Source organism: Pseudomonas sp. HP_01 (genome assembly GCF_055284355.1).
The window spans coordinates 12,194-36,316 of sequence record NZ_JBTOPV010000023.1 but is presented as its reverse complement, the minus strand read 5'-3'; the positions used below and the strand labels follow the sequence as shown (position 1 = coordinate 36,316).

Here is a 24,123-nt window from a genome sequence, read left to right as displayed (position 1 = left end):
AGCCCGCTCCTATCAAGGCATCGGCGGCTGCCATGCCTTCCTCAAGAAACGTTCGTCACCGGGCACGTGATTGACGTCCCTCATTACGCATCGACAGGGTCATTACAGCTCGATGCGTTCCACCTTGCCCACCAGCAGGATGTAGGACAACGCCCCGAGCAGCGCCAGAACGGCGATGTAAGTGATCGCTGGCGCAAAGGAATCACCCGACGCCAGGAAGCCGATGACGATCGGCGTGGCGATCGCCGCCAGGTTGCCGATCAGGTTGAACGTGCCACCGGTCAGCCCCAACAGCCGCGCCGGGGCGAGGGTCGACACCAGCGACCAGGTGATCGACGCCAGGCCGTTGCCAAAAAACGCCAGGGCGAGGAAGGCGATCACCAGCGGGGTCGAGTCAACGTAGTTGGCGCCGATGATCGAGGTGGAGATCAGCAGGCCGGCGATGATCGGCGTTTTACGGGCGAAGCCCACGGTGTGACCGCGACGGATCAGCCAGTCGGAGAAGAATCCCGAGCAGAGCACGCCGACGAATGCGGCAAGGAACGGCAGCGAGGCCAGCAGGCCGGACTTGATGAAGTCCATGCCGCGGTATTTGACCAGGTAGGTCGGGAACCAGGTGAGGAAGAACCACAGCGTCGAGTTCAGGCAGAACTGGCCGAGGTAAATGCCCCATAACTTGCGCTTGGTCAGCACGATACCGAGGTCCTGCCAGCTGAAACCGGTTTTGCGTTTGGAGGCATCGGTCTGCATGTCGACCAGGCCACCGCCGTCCTGGATCAGGTCGATCTCGCCCTGGTTGATGCCTTTGAAATCGCGGGGTTCGCGGTAAACCATGTACCAGATCGCCGCCCAGAGCACGCCGACGCCGCCGGTGGCCACGAAGACCATGTGCCAGCCGTAGCGAGTCTGCAGCCACGCGAGCACAGGGGTCAGGAACGCTAGGCCGACGAACTGGCCTGAGGTGTAAAAGCCGACGGCGGTGGCGCGTTCCTTTTCCGGGAACCAGGCGGTGACGACGCGGCTGTTGATCGGATACGCCGGGGCCTCCAGCGCGCCGACGGCCATGCGCAGGACGAACAGGCCGATGAAGCTGCCAACGAAGCCGAGGAAGATGGTCGCGATGGACCACAACGCCAGCGCGACGGTGTATAGGATGCGTGGCGGGACGCGATCCACCAGCCAGCCACCGGGCAGCTGCATGGCGGCGTAGGTCCAGCCGAACGCGGAGAAGATCAGGCCGACATGCACCGGGTCGATGCCCAACTCGCTGGTCAGTGCGGGGGCGGCGATGGAGAGATTGCTGCGGTCGAGGTAGTTGATCACCACGGTGATGAACAGCAGCACCATGATGAAAAAGCGTTTGCGGGTCGGCGTGGCGGTGGTCGCCCGCGCTTGGGAAGCAGTCTGTGTGCGCAAGGGATGTGCCTCTTTTTATGGTTATCTGAGGTCTGGAGTTTTGTGTTTCGTGTGTTTGATTGTTCCCACGCTCTGCGTGCTAACACTGCTCTGGACGCTCTGCGTCAGGCAGTCGACGCCGAGCGTCGGGGATGCATTCCCACGCGGAGCGTGGGAACGATCAGTCGGGCTCAAAGCCGGGGAGCAATCACCACTCGGCAAAGCTGCCGTCGGCGTGGCGCCAGATCGGGTTGCGCCAGCGGTGGCCGATGGCGGCGCGCTCCTTGACGTACTCTTCGTTGATCTCGATGCCCAGGCCCGGGCCGTTCGGGATCTTCACCATGCCCTTGTCGTAGTCGAAGACTTCGGGGTTCTTGATGTAGTCGAGCAGGTCGTTGCTTTCGTTGTAATGGATACCCAGGCTTTGCTCCTGAATGAACGCGTTGTAGCAAACGGCGTCCAGTTGCAGGCACGCGGCCAGCGCGATTGGACCCAGCGGGCAATGCAGCGCCAGTGCCACGTCATAGGCTTCGGCCATGTTGGCGATCTTGCGGGTTTCGGTGATGCCGCCGGCGTGGGACGCGTCCGGCTGGATGATGTCGACATAACCTTCGCTCAACACGCGTTTGAAATCCCAACGGGAGAACAAACGCTCGCCCAAGGCAATCGGCGTGCTGGTCAACGGCGCCAGTTCCTTCAGCGCTTCGTAGTTCTCGCTGAGTACCGGCTCTTCGATGAACATCAGCTTGTAGGGGTCCAGCTCCTTCATCAGCACCTTGGCCATCGGCTTGTGCACGCGACCATGGAAATCGACGCCGATGCCGACATTCGGGCCCACGGCATCACGTACCGCGGCGACGTTGGCCAGGGCCAGGTCGACCTTGTCGAAGGTGTCGAGGAACTGCAGCTCTTCGGTGCCGTTCATTTTCACCGCAGTGAAGCCACGCTCCACCGCTTCTTTCGCCGCACTCGCGGTGTCAGCCGGACGGTCGCCGCCGATCCACGAATACACCCGAATCTTGTCCCGCACCTGGCCGCCGAGCAGGTCGCTGACAGACACGCCCAGCGCCTTGCCTTTGATGTCCCACAGCGCCTGATCTATGCCCGCCAGCGCGCTCATGTGAATGGCGCCGCCCCGGTAGAAGCCGCCGCGATAGAGCACAGTCCAGATGTCTTCGATGTTGCGTGGGTCTTTGCCGATCAAATAGTCGGACAGTTCCTCAACCGCTGCAGCCACGGTGTGCGCGCGGCCTTCGACCACAGGCTCGCCCCAACCGGTGACGCCCTGGTCGGTCTCGACTTTCAGGAAGCACCAGCGCGGCGGAACGATGTAGGTCGTGAGTTTGGTGATTTTCATGTCTTGTCTCTCTTATTCGTAAACACAAGCTCGTTGGCGCAACGAGCGGGTGGGTCACTGATTGTTGGCAGGCTTGTGCTGGTTCCAGGCATCAACGTAGGCCTTGGCGCTCTTGGCCACGTCGTCGGTGCTCATGCCGGGCTTGAACAGCCCCGAACCCAGGCCGAAACCGGACACGCCGGCGTCGAGGAACACTTTCATGTTGTCCGGGGTGATGCCGCCGACCGGGATCAGCGCCGTGCCGGCCGGCAACACCGCCAGCCAGGCCTTGACCACCGCCGGGCCCATTTGCTCGGCAGGGAACATCTTCAGCACGTCGGCGCCTTCGGCCAGGGCGGCGAAGGCTTCGGTCGGCGTCGCCACACCCGGAGACAGAAACATGCCTTCGGCCTTGGCCGCGCGCAGCACCTTCGGGTCACTGTGGGGCATGACGATGACCTGGCCGCCGGCTTCCTTGACCTGGTGCACTTGCTCCGGCGTCAGCACCGTGCCCGCACCGATCAGGCAATCGGCGGGCAGGCTTTGACGCAGCAGGCGGATGCTGTCGTACGGCTGCGGGGAATTGAGCGGCACTTCGATGACGCGGAAACCGGCGGTGTACAGGACATCACCGATGGCCGGCGCTTCTTCGGGGCGCAGGCCGCGCAGAATCGCGACCAGACCGTTTTGCACGAGGGCTTGCTTGAGCATGTCAGTTCTCTACATGAAGGGGCCGGGCAGCGGCCGAAGAGGAGGATTGAATCAGACCGGCCTGCACCGCGACCTGCCAGAGGCCACGCTCGGTGGCCTGCTCTGCCAGGGTCACCTGGGCAAAACCATTGGCATCGAGGGCGCGCTGGTAGCGTGCGATCAGGGCGTCGCTGCCGATCAGGATCACGGCGGGCAAATTCGCGTCGGTCTGGCGCAGCAATTGCGCCAGCGCGACGATTTCATGGCCGATCAACAGGCCGGACAAGTAATCGGACTGCGCGGTGCCGGACAGCACGCCGGTCAGGCCGAGGGTCCGGCAACTGAAGATAGTCGACAGCGGACCCGCCGCGCCATTGGCCGACCGCGACACCGCCACGCCTCGGTCAAACGCTTCGGCGTCGAAGGTATCGCTGCGCTGCATCGTGCGGCCGAGAATGGTGTGGCTGGACAGCGCGGCGTAGACCTCGCCGGTCATGAAAGTATCGAAATGCTCGATTCGGCCGTCCACCGCCCTCACCCACTTCGAATGGCTGCCGGGCAGGCCGATCAACAGGGGTCTGGCGGCTTCGCTGGCGGGCAGCGAGTCGAGAATGCCGAGGACCTGGGTTTCTTCACCGCGCATCACGTTGGGCGGCTCGGAGCGCTGCAGGATGCCGGGAATGATGTGAACGTCGACGCCGCGCACGCTGCGCACCGTGACCAACGCAGAGCTAAGCGCCGCAACGCTGGCGGGGGTCTGCTGATAAACCGCTTCGCGCCAGCCCTGGGCGCTGCCGACCATGCCGCAGGCAATCACCGGCAGCGTCGGTTCGTCGTCGAGCCAGTCGCCGCAGGCTTCGTCGAACGCCAGCTCGAATCCGTTGGAAACCTGCTGCCCGCTGATCGAACGAGGTGTCGATGGCAACTGCATGATGCCCGCGCTGAGCGAACGTTGTTCCAGTACCCGGCCGTGTTCGCCGAGTCGATACGCGCGAAGGGATGTGGTACCCCAGTCGAGCGCAATCAATTGCGCCTGCATGGCTTCACCTGATTGTTATTAATGAGTGAATGCGGGGCGGACTATAAACCGGTTTTCTGGATAATCTCAATATATAACGGCCAATCCCATATATAGGGATTTTACGTATTTTTGGCGCTGACACTTCGGCAGTTGCCTGTTCCGAACGGGGTGGCGGTTCGGGCATACTGCCGCCCGCCGTTGGCAAAACTTTCACGAACCCGGTGTTAGCCTTCGGCTACGAGCGTGCAGTGCGTCACCTCCTGTTCTCCAAACGCCCTCCGCCACTCATCAGCCTCAGTGCCGAAGGTGGTAACTTTCCTGTCTGTTCCTCCCTGTCTTGCCCTGCCCTGCACGCCTGCTGGCGCCGTTCGCGTGCCCGCACGCTTAACTCATCTGAAACAAGGATCATCAAGATGAAGCGATTCCCCGTGCTCGACAGCCTGCGCGGCCTTTGTGCCCTGACCCTGATCGTTCATCACTCGCACATCGAGCGAAGCATCACGGAGCTGTCGTTCTTCCGTAACGCCAGTCAGTTCGCCGGTCTGTTCTTCGTCCTGAGCGGCTTTCTGCTGTACCGGCGCTACGTCGGCACGCTGAACACCTCGCGGCAGCTGGGCGACTTCATGGTTGCCCGCGCCTGCCGGGTCCTGCCGCTGCACATCGCGGTGCTGTTGTTCTTCATCGGGTTCGAGTGTTTGAAGCTGGTGCTGGAGCGCTACGGGCTTCTGTTGAATTTCCCGGCGTTCAGTGGTGACCGCGCCCCTGGGGAGATCCTGCCCAATCTGTTGCTGATTCAGGCGTGGTGGCCGGGCTTCAATGCGCTGTCGTTCAACTACCCGTCGTGGTGGTTGAGTGTCGCGTTTTACCTGTGGCTGATCTTCGGGCTGGTCTGCTATGCGCTGCCAGGCATGGCGCGGATGATTTTCACGCTGCTGGGCGGGTTGGCGTTTGTCGGATTATTCGCGGATTCCGATCTGCTGACGCGCTATGTGTTGTGGGGCGCGGCCTGTTTTTTTGCAGGCACGGTGACGTATCGGTTGTACACGCGGTTGCGGAATTTCACGCCGGGGCTGGCGCTGGGCAGTGTGTTTGAGGTGGCGGTATTGGCGGCGATCGCCTGGCTGATGGTGGACGGCGAAGCCCCGCTGACGATTGAGCTGGCGCTGCTGTTTTGCCTGGCGATTCTGGTGTTTGCCTGGGAGGCCGGGGTGGTTTCGCGGCTGTTGCAGGTGCGGGTGTTTCCGGCGCTGGGGCGGTTGTGGCTGTCGATCTACCTGACCCATGCGGCGGTGATTTTCGTCATTGCGACCGGGCTGACGGTGGCAGTGAAGTTTGGCGGTTATCCGTTGTTGGTGGATAAGCCCGGTGAGATTCCGGGGTCGCTGGTGCGGTATCTGAGCACGGGCAGTGCCCTGAACGACAATCTGTTATTGCTGTTGGTGGTGGTGGCGGTTGTGGTGGTTTCGATGGTGGTTCATCGGTATATCGAAGTGCCGGGCATGCGGTTTGCTGCTGTCTTAAGATCAAGATCAAATTCAAGATCAGAGGCATCTGCCTAGGGGCAGATTGTTTCGCCTTCGGCGAGTTACTTTTAAAAAGCACTAAAAGTAACCAAAAGTGCCTGCTCTCGGTTTGGCCCGACTGCGTCGGGTTCCCTCACTCCGACGACGCTCCGTGGGCCCGCGCCGAACGGACATCCATGTCCTGACGGCGCTCTCGCCGCATCCCTGCGGCTCGGCCCACTCCGCGTCGTCTGCGTTCGGCCTGCACCAAAGTCGCGTTTTGCGGTGTCTGGGCTTTTTGCGTAGGAAGATCAAGAGCAGATCAAGTGCAAGGTCAAAAGCTTCCCGGCTAAAGCCGGTCCCACAGGTGTGCGCGGTGTTTGATCGTTCCCACGCTCCGCGTGGGAATGCATCCTGTGACGCTCCGCGTCAGATAGGTGACTTGATGCCCATCTTCTGCAGGACGCAGAGCGTCCGAAGCGGCATTACCACGCAGAGCGTGGGAACGATCGGTAATCGATCGTGAATGATCCGGCCCCTTCCCGGCTAAAGCCGGTCCCACTAACAGACCGCCCGCACCCGTAGGACCGGCTTCAGCCGGGAAGCTGTTGATCTTGATCTTCTACGCAGGAGTCCAGACGACACAAATCGCGACTTGGGTGCAGGCTGAACGGAGGTCTCGCGGAGTGGGTCGAGCCGCAGGGATGCGGCGAGAGCGCCGTCAGGGCATGGATGCCCGTTCGGCGCGGGCCCACGGAGCGGGACCGGAGTGAAGGAACCCGACGAAGTCGGGCCAAACCAGGAGCAGGCACTTTTGGTTACTTTTGGTTGGTCCGGCTCCCGGCTTTTTAAAAGTAACTCGCCGAAGGCGAAACGTCTGCCCCCAAGGCAGACGCTCTTGATCCTGGCGTACTAACTCACGCCGCAGATCCGGGGACAGATTAATTTACGGTGAAGCTATGTAAATAAATCAGTCCCCTACGAGCAGTGATTACCGCTCGAGCAAAATCCGAAGCATCCGACGCAACGGCTCGGCCGCGCCCCACAGCAACTGATCGCCCACGGTAAACGCGCCCAGATACTGCGAACCCATGTTCAACTTGCGCAAACGCCCCACCGGAATATTCAACGTCCCGGTCACCGACGTCGGGCTCAGCTCCTGAATGCTCGCTTCGCGATTATTTGGCACCAGCTTCACCCAAGGGTTGTGCTGACTGATCATCCCCTCGATATCCGCGATCGGCACATCCTTGTTCAGCTTGATCGTCAGCGCCTGACTGTGGCACCGCATCGCACCGATGCGCACGCAAATACCATCGACCGGAATCGGGCTCTTGAAACGACCCAGAATCTTGTTCGTCTCCGCCTGCCCTTTCCACTCCTCGCGGCTCTGACCGTTCGGCAGCTCCTTGTCGATCCACGGGATCAGACTGCCCGCCAGCGGCACACCGAAGTTCTCGGTCGGAAAACCCTCGCCACGCATCGCGTCAGCCACCTTCCGATCGATGTCCAGAATCGCGCTGGCAGGGTTCGCCAGCTCGTCGGCCACCGACGCATTGATCGCGCCCATCTGCTTGATCAGCTCACGCATGTTCTGCGCACCGGCGCCGGAAGCGGCCTGATACGTCATGACGTTCATCCACTCCACCAGACCGGCCTCGAACAGCCCGCCCAGGCCCATCAGCATCAGGCTGACGGTGCAGTTGCCGCCGATGTAATTCTTGGTGCCGGCGTCCAGTTGCTGGTCGATGACCTTGCGGTTGACCGGATCGAGGATGATTACCGCATCATCCTGCATGCGCAGGGACGACGCCGCGTCGATCCAGTAACCCTGCCAGCCCGCTTCGCGCAGCTTGGGGAAGACTTCGTTGGTGTAGTCGCCGCCCTGGCAGGTCAGCACCACGTCCAGGGTCTTGAGCTCGTCGATGCTGTAGGCATCTTTCAGCGGCGCGACGTCCTTGCCCACCGACGGGCCTTGGCCGCCGACGTTGGAGGTGGTGAAAAAAACCGGCTCAATGAGATCGAAATCCTGCTCTTCCAGCATGCGCTGCATGAGCACGGAACCGACCATCCCGCGCCAACCGACCAGACCTACACGTTTCATCGCAACTACACCTTAATTAAAAGTGGGGCCCCGACCGCAGAGAGCCAATGGGCTCAACCTGACAGTCGTGGGCCCGAGATATTACAGATTGCGCAGCGCGGCGACTACGGCGTCGCCCATTTCCTGCGTCCCGACCCGGGCATTGCCTTCGGACCAGATGTCGCCGGTGCGCAAGCCCTGGTCCAGCACCAGGCTCACGGCTTTCTCGATGGCGTCAGCGGCGGTGTGCTCGTTGAAGCTGTAACGCAGCATCATCGACACCGACAGAATCGTCGCCAGCGGGTTGGCCACACCTTTGCCGGCGATGTCAGGCGCCGAACCGTGGCAAGGCTCGTACATGCCCTTGTTCTTCGAATCCAGCGATGCCGACGGCAGCATGCCGATGGACCCGGTCAGCATTGACGCCTCATCGGAGAGGATGTCGCCGAACATGTTGTCGGTGACGATCACGTCGAACTGCTTCGGTGCGCGGACCAGCTGCATGGCAGCGTTGTCAACGTACATGTGGCTGAGTTCGACGTCCGGGTAATCCTTGGCCACCTGCTCGACGATTTCGCGCCACAACTGACTGGACGCCAGCACGTTGGCCTTGTCCACCGAGCAGAGTTTCTTGCCGCGCACGCGGGCCATGTCGAAGCCGACGCGGGCGATGCGACGGATCTCACTCTCGCTGTAGGGCAACGTATCGTAGGACTGGCGCTCGCCGTTTTCCAGTTCGCGGGTGCCGCGTGGTGCGCCGAAGTAGATGCCACCGGTCAGCTCGCGGACGATGAGGATGTCCAGGCCGGCCACGATCTCAGGCTTCAAGCTGGAGGCATCGGCCAGTTGCGGATAGAGAATTGCCGGACGCAGATTGGCGAACAGGCCCAGTTGCGAGCGGATCTTCAGCAGGCCCCGCTCCGGACGAATGTCGCGCTCGATGGCGTCCCATTTCGGGCCGCCTACGGCGCCGAGCAGCACCGCGTCAACGGCGCGAGCGCGCTCAAGGGTCTCATCTGCCAGCGGCACACCGTGCTTGTCGATGGCCGCGCCGCCGATGACGTCGTGGCTCAGTTCGAAACCCAGTTGATATTTCTCGCTGGCCAGTTCCAGAACCTTGACCGCCTCGGCCATGATTTCCGGACCGATGCCATCACCTGGGAGAATCAGAATCTGCTTGCTCATAACGTCCTCGTTTCAAAATAGATGTCGGCCCGGAAAACGAGGCCGACTCGGCAGCGGCAAGCTTCAAGCGGCAAGCCACGAGTGATGCAGCGCCTGGCTCGGAATTTCTTGCAGCTTGAAGCTTGTAGCTTGCAGCTTGCAGCTTGAAGCTTGCAGCTTGTAGCTTGTAGCTTGTAGCTTGCAGCTTGCAGCTTGCAGCTTGCAGCTTGCAGCTTGCAGCTTGCAGCTTAAGACTGCCCCTCAGCGAAACAGCCAAGGCTGCGAAGCCCGATGCTTGCTCTCGAACGCCGCAATCGCCTCGCCATCCACCAGGGTCAGGCCGATGTCGTCCAGGCCGTTGAGCAGGCAGTGCTTGCGGAAGGCGTCGATTTCAAAGCGGTACACCTTGCCATCTTCGCGGGTCACGGTCTGCGCTTCCAGGTCCACGCTCAACTGATAGCCCGGTGTGGCTTCAACCACTTTGAACAGCTCATCGACTTCGCTTTCGCTCAGGATGATCGGCAGCAGGCCGTTCTTGAAGCTGTTGTTGAAGAAAATGTCCGCGTAGCTCGGCGCGATGATGCTGCGAAAACCGTACTCTTCCAGCGCCCAGGGCGCGTGTTCGCGGCTCGATCCGCAGCCGAAGTTTTCCCGGGCCAGCAAGACACTGGCGCCTTGGTAACGCTCGGCGTTGAGCACGAAATCCGGGTTCAGCGGACGCTTGCTGTTGTCCTGATACGGCTGGCCCACGTCGAGGTAGCGCCACTCGTCAAACAGGTTCGGGCCAAAGCCGGTCCGGCGGATCGACTTGAGGAACTGCTTGGGGATGATCTGATCGGTGTCGACGTTGGCGCGGTCCAGCGGAGCGACCAGACCGGTGTGTTGGGTAAAAGGCTTCATACGGGCTCCTTATGCCTGGCTCATGGTGCGAACGTCGACGAAACGGCCGTTGACTGCCGCAGCTGCCGCCATCGCCGGGCTGACCAGGTGAGTACGCCCACCGGCGCCCTGACGGCCTTCGAAGTTACGGTTCGAGGTCGATGCGCAGTGCTCGCCGCTCTCGAGGCGGTCCGGGTTCATCGCCAGGCACATCGAGCAGCCTGGCTCACGCCATTCGAAGCCGGCTTCGATGAAGACCTTGTCCAGCCCTTCCCGCTCGGCCTGTTCTTTCACCAGACCCGAGCCCGGCACGACGATCGCCTGCTTGATGGTCGACGCCACTTTGCGGCCTTTGGCGATGTCCGCCGCGGCGCGCAGGTCTTCGATCCGCGAGTTGGTGCAGGAACCTATGAACACACGATCCAGCTGAATATCGGTGATCGCCTGATTGGCTTTCAGGCCCATGTACTTCAACGCACGCTCGATGGAGCCACGTTTGACCAGATCGGTTTCCTGCGCCGGATCCGGCACGTTCTGATCCACGGCCACGACCATTTCCGGGGACGTGCCCCAGCTGACTTGCGGTTTGATCTGGGTCGCGTCGAGTTCAACCACGGTGTCGAACACCGCGTCGTCGTCGGACACCAGGTCTTTCCACGCTTCGACGGCTGCGTCCCACTGCCCGGCAGTCGGTGAGAAAGGACGCCCCTTCACGTAGGCAATGGTCTTTTCATCGGTCGCCACCAGACCCACACGGGCACCCGCTTCGATGGACATGTTGCAGATGGTCATGCGGCCCTCGACGGACAGGTCGCGAATGGCGCTGCCGGCAAATTCGATGGCATGGCCGTTACCGCCGGCGGTGCCGATCTTGCCGATGATGGCCAGGACGATGTCCTTGGCCGTGACGCCGAACGGCAGCTTGCCTTCGACCTTCACTTGCATGTTCTTCATTTTCTTGGCGACCAGGCACTGGGTCGCGAGGACGTGCTCGACCTCGGACGTGCCGATGCCATGGGCCAGCGCACCAAACGCGCCGTGGGTGGAGGTGTGCGAGTCGCCGCAGACCACGGTCATGCCCGGCAGTGTCGCGCCCTGCTCCGGGCCGATGACGTGAACGATGCCCTGACGGATGTCGTTCATCTTGAATTCGGTGATGCCGTACTCGTCACAGTTGTCGTCCAGTGTCTTGACCTGCAAGCGCGACACCTGATCGACGATGGCGTCGACGCCGTCCTTGCGGTCCGGGGTGGTCGGCACGTTATGGTCGACGGTGGCGACGTTGGCGTCGATGCGCCACGGTTTGCGACGGGCCAGGCGCAAGCCTTCGAAAGCCTGAGGCGAAGTCACTTCGTGGATGATGTGACGGTCGATGTACAGCAGCGCCGAGCCATCGTCGCGCTGCTTGACCAAATGCGAATCCCAGAGCTTGTCGTAGAGCGTTTTGCCGGCCATCAGACGGTTCCTCATCAGCGTATTTCTATGCCCCGGCCGCCGATGTCGCAATGACACCGCAAAGACCCTTGGCTTGTGGGGGTGATGCTATGGAATATGCTTAAATAACTCAAATTCATATTTTTCATGCTTTGCATAACCAACGGGAATCTGAGATGGATCTGGCTAATCTCAACGCCTTTATTGCCATCGCCGAGATGGGCAGCTTCTCGGCCGCCGGCGAGCGTCTGCACCTGACGCAACCGGCAGTCAGCAAGCGCATCGCCGGTCTGGAGCAGCAACTGGACGTGCGGCTGTTTGATCGGCTGGGCCGCGAAGTGAGTTTGACCGAAGCCGGGCGCGCCCTGCTTCCCCGCGCTTATCAGATCCTCAATGTGCTGGACGACACCCGTCGTGCGCTGACCAACCTGACCGGGGAAGTCACCGGGCGCCTGACCCTGGCGACCAGTCACCACATCGGACTGCACCGGTTGCCTACGCTGTTAAGGGCGTTTACCAAAACCTACCCGGACGTTGCGCTGGACATTCAGTTTCTCGATTCGGAAGTGGCCTACGAAGAAATCCTTCACGGTCGTGCCGAACTGGCAGTGATTACCTTGGCGCCGGAACCCCACGGACTGGTGAAGGCCGTGAAGGTATGGGACGACCCGCTGGACTTCGTTGCCGCGCCCGAGCATCCGCTGGCGACTCAGGCCGACGTCAGCCTGGCCGACCTCGCCCGCTACCCGGCTGTGTTTCCGGGCGAGAACACCTTCACCCACCACATCGTCAGCGAGCTGTGCGAATCGCAGGGGCTGAAGCCGAATATCGCCATGAGCACCAATTACATGGAGACGATCAAGATGATGGTGTCCATCGGCCTGGCCTGGAGCGTGCTGCCCCGGACCATGCTCGACGAACAAGTCACAGCCATCCCGTTGCCGGGTGTCCAGTTACGGCGGCAACTGGGGTACATCGTCCACACCGAACGTACGCTTTCAAACGCCGCGCGGGCGTTCATGTCGCTGCTCGATGCGCAGGCCGCGGAGTTTCAGCAACGGTAGAACCCGGCTTGCTGGCGAACGCGGTTCGGCGATCCCACTTCGGTGAATGACACCCTGCATTCGCGGGCAAGCGCGCTCCTACACCGGTTTTCGGAAAATGATCAGTCGTGGCTGATCGCGAAATCCGGAGCCGGCTTGCTGGCGAACGCGGTGGGCCATTCTGCGCTGCGTCATCTGGAAGATTGCATTCGCGGGCAAGCGCTCCTACAGGTTGTGCGGGGGTCCGGGATTGGTTGGGTGTCAGGTTGAGCTTTTGATTCTGCCCGGAGGGCGTAGGAGCGCGCTTGCCCGCGATCGGCTGCGCAGCAGTCGTGAATTGTGACCGGCGCCCCACTCACAATGGGCATGCGACGGACACAAAAAAGGCGCCCCGCAGGGCGCCTTCCCATGCTGACTCGGGATCAATGAGTCAGGGTCTTCTGTGCATTGATTTCGATGCGTTTTGGCTTGGCCTCTTCAGGCACCAGACGCAGCAGGTCAATGTTCAACAGGCCATTGGCCAAAGCAGCGTTCTTGACCTCAATATGGTCAGCCAGGCGGAACGACAGCTTGAAGGCACGCTGGGCAATGCCCTGGTGCAGGAAGGTCACGCCTTCCGCGGTGTTCTCACGCTTGTTGCCCGTGACGGTCAGTACGCCCTTCTCGACTTGCAACTCCAGATCGTCCTCCTGGAACCCCGCCGCCGCGATGACAATGCGGTATTGATCATCAGCGTGTTTTTCGACGTTGTAGGGAGGGTAGCTGCTGGCCGACTCGTTTCGCGCCGCCGACTCGAACAGGTCGTTGAAGCGGTCGAAGCCAACCGAGTGACGGAACAGTGGAGCCAGGGAAAATGCAGTAGTCATCTGAAAATCTCCTGATAAATCAGCAAGTGGTTATCTCCGCGACCCGACTTCGGCGTCGCGTAATCCCAAAGTAGGGACGGCCATTTGCGTTTCAAGAGCCCTTCAAAAAAAATTTTCAGGCGGCTTCCGGCATGCTCACACCGAGCATCCGGCTGATCCGCTCGCAGTCGGTTTCGCGGCGCAGGGCATCGAACAGCACGGTCGCTTCGGGGTAGCTTTTGGTCAGCAGGACCACCCATTGCTTGAGCCGGCCCGGTGCCTGGACGCGAGTCATCTTGGCCATGGCCTGCAGCCAGAAATCACGCAGCAGCGGCTGCAGTTCGGCCCAGGTCATGGGGATGATGTCACGCCCGGCTTGCGCGGCCGCGATCTGCCGGCCCAGGTCCGGACGCGCCACCAGCCCGCGACCTATCATGATGTCCCGAGCGCCGCAGATTTCGCGGCAGCGGCGCCAGTCGTCCACGGTCCAGATCTCGCCGTTGGCAATGATCGGAATCTTCACCACGTCCTGAATCTTGCCAATCCATTCCCAGTGCGCCGGCGGCTTGTAGCCGTCGACCTTGGTCCTGGCGTGGACGACGATGTGCTCGGCGCCGCCCGCTTCCAGGGCCCGGGCGCAATCAAGGGCCGGCTCGGTGCTGTCATAGCCCAGGCGCATCTTGGCGGTGACCGGGATATGCGCGGGCACGGCGCGGCGTACGTGGCTAAGAATCGTGTGCAGCAGCTCCGGCTCCTTGAGCAACACCGCCCCGCCCCGGGACTTGTTGACCGTCTTGGCCGGGCAGCCGAAGTTCAGGTCAATGACCGGGGCGCCCAGTTCGGCCGCGAAAGCTGCATTCTCGGCCAGGCACACCGGGTCCGAACCCAGCAGCTGCACACGCAGCGGCACGCCGGCGCGGGTTTTCGAGCCCTGTAAGAGCTCGGACGCGAGCTTGTGGAAGTAATGCTCCGGCAACACGCGCTCGGTCACCCGGATAAATTCTGTCACACACCAGTCGATGCCGCCGACTTGGGTCAGCACGTCGCGAAGGATGTCGTCGACCAGGCCTTCCATGGGCGCCAAAGCAATTTGCATGGGTCACACTCGAAAAAAAGTCCGGCAGTTTACGCAGAGGCCGGCGGATTGGATACGGATTAAGCGTGCCGGACGTCAGGAGATCGCGCTGTGGAGGCCGGCGGCGTATCCGTCGATGAACTCGCTCGGCATGCGCTTGGGTTTGCCCGACGAGAGTTCGATGCAGACGAAGGTGGTTTGCGCGCGCAACAAGGTCACGCCGTCACTGGGACGTTTCAGCTGAAAGCGCCGGGTCATTTTCAGGCGCTGATCCCAATCGACGATCCAGGTCGCCAGCTGCAGTTCGTCATCCTGATAGGCGCTGGCCAGGTAGTCGATTTCGTGACGCACAACGGCCATGGCCCGGTCCAGCCGACGGTACTCGGTCAGGTCCAGGCCCAACTGCTGGGAATGCCGCCACGCGCAGCGTTCGAGCCAGGTGACGTACACGGCGTTGTTGGCGTGACCCAGGCCGTCGATATCCTCCTCGCCCACCTGCAGATCGATGACGAACGGCGTTGCCAGATCCCAGACCATTTCTTCCTGCCCTATCAAATTCATTACCTGGGCAGTGTAACCAAAAGCATCGGGCAAAACTGAAGGCGGTCTTGCATGACCAGAAGCTGCGGGTGCCCACACCGGCCTCTTCCCGGCTGAAGCCGGTCCCACTGACTGACCGCGTGCATTTAGTGGGACTGGCTTTAGCCGCGAAGGCGTTGGATGTCACGGCTCAGAATTGAGGCGCATGCGCTGGCCCCTTCCCGGCTGAAGCCGGTCCCACTGACTGACCGCGTGCATTTAGTGGGACTGGCTTTAGCCGGGAAGGCGTTGGATGTCACGCCGCAGAATGGAGGGTGCCTGCACTGGCCTCTTCCCGGCTGAAGCCGGTCCCACTGACGGACCGCGTGCATCTAGTGGGACTGGCTTTAGCCGGGAAGGCGTTGGATGTCACACCGCAGAATGGAGGGTGCCTGCGCTGGCCTCTTCCCGGCTGAAGCCGCTCCCACTGACGGACTGCGTGCATTTAGTGGGACTGGCTTTAGCCGGGAAGGCGTCGGATGTCACACCGCAGATTGGAGGGTGCCTGCACTGGCCTCTTCCCGGCTGAAGCCGGTCCCACTGACGGACCGCGTGCATCTAGTGGGGACTGGCTTTAGCCGGGAAGGCGTTGGATGTCACGCCGCAGAATGGAGGGTGCCTGCGCTGGCCTCTTCCCGGCTGAAGCCGGTCCCACTGACTGATCGCGTGCATTTAGCGGGACTGGCTTTAGCCGGGAAGGCGTCGGACGTCACGGCTCAGAATTGAGGTGCCTGCGCTGGCCTCTTCCCGGCTGAAGCCGGTCCCACTGACTGACCGCGTGCATTTAGTAGGACTGGCTTTAGCCGGGAAGGCGTTGGATGTCACGGCTCAGAATTGAGGGTGCCTAGACTGCCCCCTTCCCGGCTGAAGCCGGTCCCACTGACTGACCGCGTGCATGTAGTGGGACTGGCTTTAGCCGGGAATGCGTCGGATGTCACGCCGCAGAATCGATGGTGCCTAGACTGCCCTCTTCCCGGCTGAAGCCGGTCCCACTGACGGACTGCGTGCATTTAGTGGGACCGGTTTTAGCCGGGAAGGCGTCGGACGTCACGGCTCAGAATTGATGGTGCCTACACTGGCCTCTTCCCGGCTGAAGCCGGTCCCACTGACTGACCGCGTGCATTTAGTAGGACTGGCTTTAGCCGGGAAGGCGTTGGATGTCACGGCTCAGAATTGAGGGTGCCTGCGCTGGCCTCTTCCCGGCTGAAGCCGGTCCTACAACGGCATCAGAGCACTGCCGACTTCGCCGCCCTCAGCACGCGATCCGACAGCTCGCCGGGGCCCAGGGCTCGGGCGAGTGCCAGCCCGCCGACCATCAATGCGATGTCCGCCAGGGTCTTGTCGGTTTCTTCAGGGCTGGCAGCGAGCTGCGCCACCATCAGTTCGACGTGTTCCGCCAGTGCGTTGCGGAAGTCGTCGGACAGACGCGCCATCTCCCCGATCGCCGTCGGCAACGGGCATGCGCGGTCTTGTGCATCGCGGTGCCTTCGCGACAGGTAGAACGCCGCCAGCAGCGCACGGCGCTCTTCACCCGGCAATCGGTCGTCGATGCTCGCCACCATCTCGCGGCGTTCGGCCAGCAACTGGCTGAACGCTTCAAGCATCAGCGCTTCCTTGCTGTCGAAATGCGCGTAGAAGCCGCCCACCGTCAGCCCGGCTGCGCCCATGATCTCGTTGACGCTGGGCTCGATCGGGCCGCGCGCGATCAATGCGGTGCTGGCAGCAGTGAGAATACGTTCGCGGGTCTGTGCTTTTTTGTCATTCATGACCGCCTCCGGGAGGATGGCGATAATATTATCTTCATCATGTGCCTTGGCAAGAACGCATCGGGCATTTGATATGACTGACAGGCGGACGGGATGAGAGATGAACGAAGACGAGATCAACCAAGAAGGGACTGAGAACTCAAACCCCGAAAAAACAAAAGGGCCATTCAATAATCGAATGACCCTTGGTCTCGCAGAGCGAGAAATCGTGGCGTCCCCTAGGGGACTCGAACCCCTGTTACCGCCGTGAAAGGGCGGTGTCCTAGGCCACTAGACGAAGGGGACGCAAAACCTTCAGTCAGGTTCGTCGAACAACAATGACGAACCTTGGCGAAATTGGTGGAGCTTAGCGGGATCGAACCGCTGACCTCCTGCATGCCATGCAGGCGCTCTCCCAGCTGAGCTAAAGCCCCGACTTTACGCCTCTCGGCGGAGATCAGCTCTAACAACGGCCTCACTCGGTGAAACTGGCGTCCCCTAGGGGACTCGAACCCCTGTTACCGCCGTGAAAGGGCGGTGTCCTAGGCCACTAGACGAAGGGGACGTAACCCTTGTGTACCGCACCGGTGCTGGTTCCGATGCGGGACAAACTTCAAGGCATTGAAACTAACCTTGAAGCTTCTAATTTGGTGGAGCTTAGCGGGATCGAACCGCTGACCTCCTGCATGCCATGCAGGCGCTCTCCCAGCTGAGCTAAAGCCCCACAATGCACTTACGTAGAACGCCGCGTTACCGCGTGTTTCTGCGTTGCCGTGTGGACGGGGCGCATATTAAGTGCGACCCACAAAGCTGTCAAACTCTTTTTCAAACAAATCCAAAAGAATTTTCCGGGATAACAATCACTTACCGCCTCCCGGAAAACCGCCGCACGCCGGGCCATCGGGCGATCGCTCAACGGCCCGGGCTCGCCCAGGTAGCCAATCAGCCGATGGCGCCGAGCAGCTTTTCCCACTCTTTGTTCTCTTTCTTGGACACGCCGCCCAGCATATCCAGCGCCTGGCGCAGACGGAAACGGGTCAGGTCCGGGCCCAGAATCTCCATCGCGTCGGTGACCGATACCGAGTTCGCCTGACCGGTAATGGCCGCGAACATCAGTGGCATGGCGTCACGCAGCTTCAGTTCCAGGTGCTCGACCACTGCCTGAATGCAACCGGTGATCTTGTCCTTCTCCCACTGACGCAGGGATTCCAGCTTCCACAAAATCAGCTGAATGACCTGGCGCACCTGTTCCGGCGACAGCTTCTTGTGCTCGAACAGCTTGGCGTCCGGCGTCACGCCACCGGCGAAGAAGAAGCCGCCCAGCGGTGCGATCTGGCTGAAGGTCTCGACCCGGCCCTGAACGTGGGGGGCGATCTTCATCATGTAGTCGCTGTTGAACGCCCACTTCTGTACACGGGTGGCGAACTCTTCCACCGGCAGTTCACGCAGCCACTGACCGTTGAGCCACGACAGTTTCTCGATGTCGAAAATCGGGCCGCCCAGGGAGACGCGGGTCAGGTCGAAGTGCTCGACCATTTCGTCCAGCGAGAACTTCTCGCGCTCGTCGGGCATCGACCAGCCCATGCGACCGAGGTAATTGAGCATCGCTTCCGGCATGAAGCCCATGCGCTCGTAGAACGTCACCGAGGTCGGGTTCTTGCGCTTGGACAGCTTGCTCTTGTCCGGGTTACGCAGCAGCGGCATGTAGCACAGCGCCGGTTTTTCCCAGCCGAAGTATTCGTAGAGCAGGATCAGCTTGGGTGCCGACGGCAGCCATTCTTCGCCGCGCAGCACGTGGGTGATGCCCATCAGGTGGTCGTCGACGACGTTGGCCAGGAAGTAGGTCGGCAGGCCATCGGTCTTCATCAGGACCTGCATGTCCATGCGGTCCCACGGGATTTCGACTTCGCCACGGAGGATGTCCGGCACCACACAGACGCCTTCGCTCGGGACCTTCATGCGGATCACATGGGGTTCGCCGGCGGCCAGGCGGCGCTCGACTTCTTCTTTCGACAGCAGCAGCGCGCGGCCGTCGTAGCGCGGGGTTTCACCGCGGGCGGTCTGCTCGGCGCGCATCTGGTCAAGCTCTTCAGCGGTGCAGAAGCACGGGAAGGCATGACCGGCATCAACCAGTTGCTGCACGTATTTCTTGTAGATGTCACCGCGCTCGCTCTGGCGATACGGGCCATGGGGACCGCCGACGTCGGGGCCTTCGCTCCACTCGATGCCGAGCCAGCGCAGCGCGTCGAAAATCTGTTGTTCGGACTCGCGGGTCGAGCGCAGCTGATCGGTGTCTTCAATGCGCAGGATGAATTCGCCGCCATGCTGTTTGGCGAAGCAATAGTTGAACAGCGCGATGTAGGCCGTGCCAACGTGGGGGTCGCCGGTGGGCGATGGCGCGATGCGGGTGCGAACGGTGGTCATGGAAAATCCCGAATAGGTCGAACAAGCCGCGAATATTAACAGGCGCGGCCTGCGCGGCTCCAGCACCGGCGCTTGATGGACCGCAGAATCGTGGCGATGGCAGGACAAGCGGCCCCGCCCTCGGCGCCCGGCACCGGTTGCGACGCGTCTCGCAACGAATGCCTCGCCATCAGTGGCGGTCATGATCGCGACGATGGCTAGGTGCCAGAGCCGTAACCCTGATAAATTTGCTTACATTCCAATAATTCAGAACGCCCATGCCCGCCCAACTCAAGCGCCGCCTGTTCATTTTCTTCGTGGTGGTCCTGCTGATCGCCCTCGCCTTCTTCGCCCAGTGGTACCTGAAGGGACGCTTTCACGAGTCCACCGACAACGCCTACGTGCAGGGTGAAATCACCCGGGTGTCCAGCCAGCTCGGCGCGCGGATCAACGAGGTGTTGGTGCAGGACAACCAGCACGTGGAAAAAGGCCAGTTGCTGGTGCGGCTTGAGCCGGATGATTTCCGCCTGGCCATCGACCGGGCTCAGGCGACACTGGCAACCCGCGAGGCCGAGCGCCTGCAGGCCCAGAGCCGTCTGACCCAGCAGTCGAGCCTGATCGCCGCCAGCGACGCGCAGGTGCAAGCGAATCAGGCGACCCTCGGGCGCACGCAACTGGACCTGGCGCGGCTGCAAAAACTGCGCACGCCGGGCTTCGTTTCGGAAGCCCAGGTCACGACCATGACCGCCGACAGCAACGTCGCCCGCTCCCAGGTCACCAAGGCCCAGGCCGACGCCCAGAGTCAGCGCCAGCAGGTCAACGCGCTGAACGCCGAGATCAAGCGCCTCGACGCGCAGATCGCCACCGCTCGCGCCGACCTGGCCCAGGCGCAGATCAATGTGCAGCGCACCGAAATCCACTCGCCCCTCAGCGGGCTGGTTGGCCAGCGGGCGGCGCGCAATGGCCAGTTCGTTCAGGCCGGCGCGTACCTGTTGTCGATCGTGCCGGACGAGGACATCTGGGTGCAGGCCAATTTCAAGGAAACCCAGATCGAGCACATGGAGATCGGTCAGGTCGCCCAGCTGACGTTCGACAGTTTTCCCGGCACGCCCATCGACGGCCGCGTCGACAGTCTGTTTGCCGCCTCTGGTGCCCAGTTCAGCCTGCTGCCGCCGGACAACGCCACGGGCAACTTCACCAAAGTCGTGCAGCGCATACCGGTCAAGCTGACGTTCGCGCCGGACAACCCGCTGCACGGCAAGATCCGCCCGGGCATGTCGGTGACCGTTTCAGTCGATATCCGGCCGCCGAACGACGCCCGACATGGCCAGTGACGAGCTGATCCGCCCGGTCGGCGAACCGACCCGGCGCGACTGGATTGCCGTGATGAGTGTGATGCTCGGCGCGTTCATGGCGGTCCTCGATATCCAGATCACCAACTCGTCGCTCAAGGACATTCAGGGCGCGCTGTCGGCGACCCTGGAAGAAGGTTCATGGATTTCCACGTCGTACCTGGTGGCGGAAATCATCATGATCCCGCTGACGGCCTGGCTGGTGCAGCTGCTCTCGGCGCGGCGCCTGGCGGTGTGGGTGTCGGTGGGGTTTCTGCTGTCGTCCCTGCTCTGCTCGATGGCCTGGAGCCTGGAGAGCATGATCGTCTTTCGCGCCATGCAGGGTTTCACTGGCGGCGCGCTGATCCCCCTGGCGTTCACCCTGACCTTGATCAAACTGCCGGAGCATCACCGGGCCAAGGGCATGGCGCTGTTTGCCATGACCGCCACCTTCGCCCCCTCCATCGGCCCGACCCTGGGCGGCTGGCTGACGGAGAATTTTGGCTGGGAATACATCTTCTACATCAACATCCCGCCGGGGCTGGTGATGATTGGCGGCCTGCTGTACGGCCTGGAGAAAAAGGCAACCCACTGGGAATTGCTCAAGAGCACCGACTACGCCGGCATCCTCACCCTGGGCGTCGGACTGGGCTGCCTGCAGGTGTTTCTTGAAGAGGGGCATCGCAAGGATTGGCTGGAATCGAACCTGATCGTCGGCCTGGGCAGCATTGCGCTGGTGAGCCTGATCAGCTTTGTGATCATTCAGTTTTCCAAGGCGAAACCGCTGATCAACCTGGGCATTCTCGGCAACCGCAATTTCGGTCTGTCGAGTATTTCCAGCGTGGGCATGGGCGTCGGCTTGTATGGCTCGATCTATCTGCTGCCGCTGTATCTGGCGCAGATTCAGGGCTACAACGCCCAGCAGATCGGCGAGGTGATCATGTGGATGGGCGTGCCCCAGCTGTTTCTGATTCCGCTGGTGCCGCAGCTGATGAAGATTATCTCGCCGAAGCTGCTGTGTACGCTGGGATTTGGCTTGTTCGGGCTGGCGAGCTTTTCGTCCGGCGTGCTCAATCCGGATTTCGCCGGGCCGCAGTTCAATCAGATTCAACTGGTGCGGGCGCTGGGTCAGCCGCTGATCATGGTGACTATTTCCCTGATCGCCACGGCGTTCATTCAGCCCCAGGACGCGGGGTCGGCGTCGAGCCTGTTCAACATTCTACGCAATCTGGGCGGCGCCATCGGCATTGCGCTGCTGGCAACGTTGCTGGATGCGCGAACCAAGACCTACTTCGACTATTTGCGCGAATCGATCTCCCCCGCCAACCCGCAAGTCGCCGAACGCATGGCAATGCTCACCGACCGGCTGGGCAGCGAAACGGCGGCCCTGGGCAAGCTCAGCGAGATCGCCCATCAACAGGCAGCGATCATGGCCTACAACGACGCGTTTCATTTTGTCGGGATTGCCCTGGGGGTGAGCATGGTGGCGGTGTTGCTGACGCGGAAGTTGCCGTCGGGGGTCAAGAGTGGCGCGGCGCACTGACACGCGCCGCCCCTTGAATCAAACTGCCAGCAAGCGCTCTCGAAGTTTGCCGATCTCGTCCCGCATCTGTGCTGCGGCTTCGAATTCCAGGTCGCGGGCCAGTTGGTACATCTTCTCTTCCAGCTGACGAATGCGTTTGGTGATTTCGCTCGGCGAGCGCAGTTCGGCTTCGTACTTGGCGTTTTCCTCGGCGGCTTTGGCCATGCCTTTGCGCTTCTTGCTGCGCGAGCCCGGCACGGTGGCGCCTTCCATGATGTCGGCGACGTCCTTGATCACGCTTTTCGGCGTAATCCCGTTGGCCAGGTTGAAGGCAATCTGCTTCTCGCGACGACGATCGGTTTCGCCAATCGCCCGCTCCATGGAGCCGGTGATGCGGTCGGCGTACAGGATCGCACGGCCGTTGAGGTTACGCGCGGCGCGGCCGATGGTCTGGATCAGCGAGCGCTCGGAACGCAGGAAGCCTTCCTTGTCGGCATCGAGAATCGCCACCAGCGACACTTCCGGCATGTCGAGGCCCTCGCGCAGCAGGTTGATCCCCACCAGCACGTCGAAGGTGCCCAGGCGCAGGTCGCGGATGATCTCGACGCGCTCGACGGTGTCGATGTCCGAGTGCAGGTAACGCACGCGCACGCCGTGGTCGGCCAGATAATCGGTGAGATCTTCGGACATGCGCTTGGTCAGCGTGGTCACCAGCACACGCTCCTCGATCGCCACGCGCTTGTGGATTTCCGAGAGCAAGTCGTCGACCTGGGTCAGCGCCGGACGGATTTCGATCTGCGGGTCCACCAGACCGGTCGGTCGCACCACCTGCTCGACGATGCGGCCCGCGTGCTCGGCCTCGTAGTTACCCGGCGTCGCTGACACGAAAATAGTCTGCGGGCTGACATTCTCCCACTCATCGAAACGCATCGGCCGGTTGTCCAGCGCGGACGGAAGGCGGAAACCATATTCCACCAGCGTCTCTTTACGCGAACGGTCGCCCTTATACATGGCGCCGACCTGGGGCACGCTGACGTGGGATTCGTCGATCACCAGCAGCGCGTCAGCCGGCAGGTAGTCGTACAGCGTCGGCGGCGGCGCGCCGGAAGGACGGCCGGACAGGTAGCGCGAGTAGTTTTCGATGCCGTTGCAGTAACCCAGTTCGAGGATCATCTCCAGGTCGAAACGGGTGCGCTGCTCCAGACGTTGCGCCTCCACCAGCTTGTTGGCGCCGCGCAGGTATTCCAGACGCTCCTGTAGCTCGACCTTGATGCCTTCCATCGCGTCCAGCAGGGTTTCCCGCGGGGTCACGTAGTGGCTCTTCGGGTAGAAGGTGAAGCGCGGCAGTTTGCGAATGACCTCGCCGGTCAGCGGGTCGAACGCCGAAAGGCTTTCGACTTCGTCATCGAACAGCTCGATGCGGATGGCTTCCAGATCAGATTCAGCCGGAAAAACGTCGATGACGTCGCCGCGCACCCGAAAGGTCGCCCGGGCGAAATCCATGTCGTTGCGGGTGTACTGCAGGTCGGCCAGACGGCGCAGCAAGGCGCGCTGATCAAGCTTGTCGCCGCGATCCACATGGAGAACCATGCGCAGGTAGGTTTCCGGACTACCCAGACCGTAAATGCACGACACCGTGGTGACGATGATCGAGTCTTTGCGCTCCAGCAGCGCTTTGGTCGCGGACAGGCGCATCTGCTCGATGTGGTCGTTGATCGACGCATCCTTCTCGATGAAGGTGTCCGACGACGGTACGTAGGCTTCCGGCTGATAGTAGTCGTAGTAGGAAACGAAGTATTCGACCGAGTTGTTCGGGAAAAACGCCTTGAACTCGCCGTACAGCTGGGCAGCCAGGGTTTTGTTCGGCGCCAGCACCAGGGTCGGGCGCTGCACTTGCTGAATGACGTTGGCGATGCTGAAGGTTTTGCCCGAACCGGTTACACCGAGGAGGGTCTGGTGCGACAGGCCGGCGTCGATGCCTTCAACCAACTGACGAATCGCCTCCGGTTGATCGCCGGCCGGCTCAAAACGGGTAACGAGCTGAAACTCGGACATAACGTACCTCTGGAGGGGCCA

Annotated in this window: 18 protein-coding genes and 4 tRNA genes; 4 read left to right on the top strand and 18 right to left on the bottom strand. The window is 61.7% G+C overall.

The features are described 5' to 3' along the window. Positions 1-102: 102 nt before the first annotated feature. The 4 genes from ACYAR8_RS13840 to ACYAR8_RS13825 all read right to left on the bottom strand — a co-directional run bounded on the left by ACYAR8_RS13840 (position 103) and on the right by ACYAR8_RS13825 (position 4,460). The gene (locus ACYAR8_RS13840) at positions 103-1,347 is read right to left on the bottom strand and encodes an MFS transporter (protein ID WP_463580296.1); all 1,245 of its coding nucleotides are present in this window, start codon (positions 1,345-1,347) and stop codon (positions 103-105) included. Between the two features lie 256 nt (positions 1,348-1,603). Then, complete coding sequence (dgoD, locus tag ACYAR8_RS13835) at positions 1,604-2,752, bottom strand: galactonate dehydratase (protein WP_463580184.1); 1,149 nt, start codon at positions 2,750-2,752, stop codon at positions 1,604-1,606. 54 nt (positions 2,753-2,806) lie between these two features. Continuing rightward, positions 2,807-3,442, bottom strand: a complete 636-nt coding sequence (locus ACYAR8_RS13830) for a 2-dehydro-3-deoxy-6-phosphogalactonate aldolase (RefSeq protein WP_463580183.1) — start codon at positions 3,440-3,442, stop codon at positions 2,807-2,809. 1 nt (position 3,443) lies between these two features. Next, a complete protein-coding gene (locus tag ACYAR8_RS13825; protein WP_463580182.1) occupies positions 3,444-4,460 on the bottom strand; it encodes a 2-dehydro-3-deoxygalactonokinase in 1,017 nt (338 codons plus the stop codon). Between the two features lie 395 nt (positions 4,461-4,855). On the opposite strand from ACYAR8_RS13825, the gene ACYAR8_RS13820 reads away from it, so the two are divergent. After that, entirely contained in the window at positions 4,856-6,001 is a 1,146-nt protein-coding gene (locus tag ACYAR8_RS13820; RefSeq protein ID WP_463580181.1) for an acyltransferase family protein, read from the top strand. Positions 6,002-6,935: 934 nt separating this feature from the next. Here ACYAR8_RS13820 and asd read toward each other — a convergent pair. The 4 genes from asd to leuC form a co-directional block, all read right to left on the bottom strand. Continuing rightward, entirely contained in the window at positions 6,936-8,048 is a 1,113-nt protein-coding gene (asd, locus tag ACYAR8_RS13815) for an aspartate-semialdehyde dehydrogenase (protein ID WP_065986059.1), read from the bottom strand. 81 nt (positions 8,049-8,129) lie between these two features. Next, positions 8,130-9,212 (bottom strand): 3-isopropylmalate dehydrogenase, encoded by a 1,083-nt coding sequence (leuB, locus tag ACYAR8_RS13810; protein WP_463580180.1) that lies wholly within the window; start codon positions 9,210-9,212, stop codon positions 8,130-8,132. Positions 9,213-9,452: 240 nt separating this feature from the next. Continuing rightward, a complete protein-coding gene (gene leuD / locus ACYAR8_RS13805) occupies positions 9,453-10,091 on the bottom strand; it encodes a 3-isopropylmalate dehydratase small subunit (protein WP_074885036.1) in 639 nt (212 codons plus the stop codon). A 9-nt stretch (positions 10,092-10,100) separates the two neighbouring features. Then, positions 10,101-11,525 (bottom strand): 3-isopropylmalate dehydratase large subunit, encoded by a 1,425-nt coding sequence (leuC, locus tag ACYAR8_RS13800; RefSeq protein WP_463580179.1) that lies wholly within the window; start codon positions 11,523-11,525, stop codon positions 10,101-10,103. A 155-nt stretch (positions 11,526-11,680) separates the two neighbouring features. Between leuC and ACYAR8_RS13795 the strand changes: the two genes are divergently transcribed. Then, positions 11,681-12,568, top strand: a complete 888-nt coding sequence (locus ACYAR8_RS13795) for a LysR family transcriptional regulator (RefSeq protein WP_463580178.1) — start codon at positions 11,681-11,683, stop codon at positions 12,566-12,568. Positions 12,569-12,969: 401 nt separating this feature from the next. Here ACYAR8_RS13795 and ACYAR8_RS13790 read toward each other — a convergent pair whose 3' ends face one another. From ACYAR8_RS13790 to gltX, 9 genes are all read right to left on the bottom strand, one after another. Beyond that, positions 12,970-13,413, bottom strand: coding sequence for an Hsp20 family protein (locus tag ACYAR8_RS13790; RefSeq protein WP_074885044.1), 444 nt, complete (start codon positions 13,411-13,413; stop codon positions 12,970-12,972). Positions 13,414-13,528: 115 nt separating this feature from the next. Next, the gene (locus ACYAR8_RS13785; RefSeq protein WP_463580177.1) at positions 13,529-14,488 is read right to left on the bottom strand and encodes a tRNA dihydrouridine synthase; all 960 of its coding nucleotides are present in this window, start codon (positions 14,486-14,488) and stop codon (positions 13,529-13,531) included. 75 nt (positions 14,489-14,563) lie between these two features. Continuing rightward, entirely contained in the window at positions 14,564-15,004 is a 441-nt protein-coding gene (locus tag ACYAR8_RS13780) for an acyl-CoA thioesterase (RefSeq protein ID WP_074885048.1), read from the bottom strand. Between the two features lie 1,268 nt (positions 15,005-16,272). Further along, on the bottom strand, positions 16,273-16,812 hold the full coding sequence (locus ACYAR8_RS13775) for a TetR/AcrR family transcriptional regulator (protein WP_463580176.1): 540 nt from the start codon (positions 16,810-16,812) through the stop codon (positions 16,273-16,275). A 209-nt stretch (positions 16,813-17,021) separates the two neighbouring features. Then, positions 17,022-17,097 (bottom strand) — tRNA-Glu (locus ACYAR8_RS13770). 52 nt (positions 17,098-17,149) lie between these two features. Then, positions 17,150-17,225 (bottom strand) — tRNA-Ala (locus ACYAR8_RS13765). Between the two features lie 55 nt (positions 17,226-17,280). After that, positions 17,281-17,356, bottom strand: a tRNA-Glu gene (locus ACYAR8_RS13760). 83 nt (positions 17,357-17,439) lie between these two features. Continuing rightward, positions 17,440-17,515 (bottom strand) — tRNA-Ala (locus tag ACYAR8_RS13755). Between the two features lie 218 nt (positions 17,516-17,733). Further along, entirely contained in the window at positions 17,734-19,215 is a 1,482-nt protein-coding gene (gltX, locus tag ACYAR8_RS13750; RefSeq protein WP_463580174.1) for a glutamate--tRNA ligase, read from the bottom strand. A gap of 257 nt (positions 19,216-19,472) precedes the next feature. Here gltX and ACYAR8_RS13745 point away from each other — a divergent pair, with 257 nt between their 5' ends. Both ACYAR8_RS13745 and ACYAR8_RS13740 read left to right on the top strand, forming a co-directional pair. Next, positions 19,473-20,528 carry an HlyD family secretion protein gene (locus ACYAR8_RS13745; protein WP_074885055.1) on the top strand — a complete coding sequence of 352 codons (1,056 nt, stop codon included), beginning with the start codon at positions 19,473-19,475 and terminating at the stop codon, positions 20,526-20,528. Beyond that, positions 20,518-22,068: an MDR family MFS transporter gene (locus tag ACYAR8_RS13740; RefSeq protein ID WP_463580173.1), complete on the top strand. Its 1,551-nt coding sequence runs from the start codon at positions 20,518-20,520 to the stop codon at positions 22,066-22,068. The genes ACYAR8_RS13745 and ACYAR8_RS13740 overlap by 11 nt, the downstream gene beginning before the upstream one ends. Before the next feature lie 18 nt (positions 22,069-22,086). On the opposite strand, the gene uvrB is transcribed toward ACYAR8_RS13740, so the two are convergent. Then, the gene (uvrB, locus tag ACYAR8_RS13735) at positions 22,087-24,102 is read right to left on the bottom strand and encodes an excinuclease ABC subunit UvrB (protein WP_074885065.1); all 2,016 of its coding nucleotides are present in this window, start codon (positions 24,100-24,102) and stop codon (positions 22,087-22,089) included. Between the last annotated feature and the right edge of the window lie 21 nt (positions 24,103-24,123).